Genomic DNA, 240 nt, shown 5'->3' on the forward strand with positions numbered 1-240 from the left:
GAGCGGGCTTGCAATGGTGAGCCTGGCGCTACCTTCCCGGCAGGCTCAAAACAAGGGTGGGGGCCTATTCGGAGCTCGCCACAGGTGCGACCAGCGGCGTGATGCGGCGGATCGCGACGCGCCGGTTCTCGCGTTCGGGCTCCTGGGTTTCAACCTTCAAGTACTGCTCGCCATAGCCCTGCGTCTCCATGTTCTCGGGCGCGATGTCGAAGACGTTGGTCAGCGCGGTCGCCACCGCCT

1 pseudogene is annotated in these 240 nt (G+C 65.4%); it reads right to left on the reverse strand.

Going from position 1 to position 240, the window contains the following annotated elements:
• Window positions 1-64 precede the first annotated feature (64 nt).
• A pseudogene (locus E5W87_RS35855) lies at window positions 65-240 on the reverse strand (OmpA family protein); the annotation flags it as partial.

It is taken from the genome of Mesorhizobium sp. (assembly GCF_004962925.1).
Classification (GTDB): domain Bacteria; phylum Pseudomonadota; class Alphaproteobacteria; order Rhizobiales; family Rhizobiaceae; genus Mesorhizobium.